Origin of the sequence: Streptomyces boncukensis (genome assembly GCF_011045075.1) — a bacterium.
Lineage (GTDB): Bacteria > Actinomycetota > Actinomycetes > Streptomycetales > Streptomycetaceae > Streptomyces > Streptomyces boncukensis.
Map to the genome: position 1 here is coordinate 1 of NZ_JAAKZZ010000809.1, position 2,212 is coordinate 2,212.

Genomic DNA, 2,212 nt, shown 5'->3' on the forward strand with positions numbered 1-2,212 from the left:
GTGCGGGGGGCGTGGCCGGGGACAGGGGGACGGTCTCGACGCCGGTGTCGCGGGTGGCCAGCAGGAGGGAGCCCTCCGGCACGTCCTGCCAGGCGGAGCCGTCGTCGAGGGGCTCGGAGGCGACGACGGCCTCGGAGCCCGCGGCGCGGTAGGCGAGAGTGTCGCCCCAGCGGGTGGCGGCGAGCGTGCGGCCGTCGGTCAGCAGCAGGTTGAGCCGCGCCTCGGGCCGTACGGCGGCGACGGCCCGCACCACCGACTCCAGCGCGGCGCCTGGCGGCTCCCCGGCGGCCAGCCGCGCGTGGACGAGGGACCACAGCAGCGCGGAGTCGCAGCGCGCCTCCAGCCGCAGCAGCCGGGCCGGATCGCGGGCCGCGCCCTGCTCGGCGGGCAGCTCGCCGGGCAGATCCTCCCAGCCGGCGATCGCCCCGTTATGGCTGAACAGCCAGCGCCCGGCGCGGTACGGAGCGCAGGCCGCCTCGTCCTGGCTGGTGCCGGGCGTCGCGTCGCGCACCGCCGCCAGCACCGCGCCGGAGCGCAGCGAGCGGGCCAGGTCGGGCAGGTTGGGGTCGGCCCAGATGGGCGTCGCGCGCCGGTAGCGGGCCGGCTCCGCGCCGTCGCCGGGCGGGTACCAGCCGAGGCCGAAGCCGTCGGCGTTGACCGTGCCGTGCCGCTGCCTGCGCGGCGCCCAGGACTGCCGGTACAGGCCGTGCGGCGGGTCCAGCAGCAGCGCGGTGAGCGACTGGTCCGGGCCCAGGCGGGCCAGATGACGGCACATCAGACGGCCTCCGCAGGACGCGCGTCGCGGGCGGTGCGGAACCCGGCGAAGATCTGCCGGCGCACCGGGAGGTCCCAGTTGCGGAAGGTGGCCCGGCAGGCGACCTCGTCGGAGCCGAACGACCCGCCGCGCAGCACCTTGTGGCCCGGACCGAAGAACACCTCGCTGTACTCCCGGTAGGGAAACGCGCGGAACCCCGGGTAGCCGGTGAAGTCGGACGCCGTCCACTCCCACACGTCGCCCAGCAGCTGCCGGGCGCCGCACGGCGCGCTGCCCGCCGGATACGACCCGACGGGCGCGGGCCGCAGATGCCGCTGGCCCAGATTCGCCTCGTGCGGCCCGGCGTCGGCCGCGCCCCACGGGTTGCGCAGCGTCCGGCCGGTCGCCGGGTCGTGGCGGGCCGCCTTCTCCCACTCGGCCTCGCTCGGCAGCCGCCGCCCCGCCCAGCGCGCGTACGCGTCCGCCTCGTACCAGCACACGTGCAGCACCGGCTCCTCGGGCGGCACCTCCTCGGTGACGCCGAACCGGCGGCGCAGCCACCGCCCGCCGTCCCGGTGCCAGAACTGCGGCGCCTCCAGCCCGGCCCGCCGCCGGTGCTCCCAGCCCGCCGCCGTCCACCAGCGCGGCTCGGCGTAGCCGCCGTCGGCGATGAACTCCTGGTAGGCGGCGTTGCTCACCGGCACCGGGTCCAGCCAGAACGCCGGGACGTCCACGGTGTGCGCGGGGCGCTCGTTGTCCAGCGCCCAGGGGTCGGCCGAGGTGCCCATGGTGAACGGGCCCGCCGGGACCAGGACCCCGTCCGCCCCGTCCACCCCGTTCATCCCGTCCACGGCGGATGGCACGTCGCGCCCGCCCGGCGGCGACGGGGGCGGCGCGTCCAGCACGGCCGGGCCGCGCCGCAGCTGGTGGGTGGCCAGCATCGTCTCGTCGTGCTGCTGCTCGTGCTGGGCGACCATGCCGAACACGAAGCCGCCCTCGAACAGCGGGTCGCCACCGGCCGGCGCGGTGGCGAGCACCTCCAGGGCCTGGGCGCGCACCTGCGCGAGATAGCCGCGGGCGGCGTCCGGGTCCAGCAGCGGAAGCTGCGGGCGGTCCGCGCGCGGGTGCCGGAACGCGTCGTACAGCGGGTCGAGCTCGCCGCGCAGCGCCGGGCGGCCGCCGGCCTGCCGCAGCAGCCAGATGTCCTCCTGGTTGGCGATATGGGCCATGTCCCACATCAGCGGCGACATCAGCGGCGAGTGCTGGGCGGCCAGCTCGGCCGCGTCCAGGCACGCGGTCAGCGCCAGGGTGCGGGCCCGCGCCCGCTCCAGCGCCTCGGCGTGGTCTGCTGCGGCCCACCTCGACCGGGATGCGGGTCCGGCTCCGTCTCGCTCCGGGACAGGAGCCCGCCGACGTCGCCGCCTCGGCTGAACGTCTGCGGCACGCCTGGGGCGTACA

At 77.4% G+C, this 2,212-nt stretch carries 2 protein-coding genes; both read right to left on the minus strand.

All coding sequences use genetic code 11. The features are described from left to right. The coding region (egtC, locus tag G5C65_RS35865; RefSeq protein ID WP_165303233.1) for an ergothioneine biosynthesis protein EgtC at nt 1-775 on the minus strand (775 nt) is incomplete at its 3' end. Further along, nucleotides 775-2,212, minus strand: a 1,438-nt coding sequence (egtB, locus tag G5C65_RS35870; RefSeq protein ID WP_420903399.1) for an ergothioneine biosynthesis protein EgtB, incomplete at its 5' end; no start/stop codon positions are given. The genes egtB and egtC, both read right to left, overlap by 1 nt.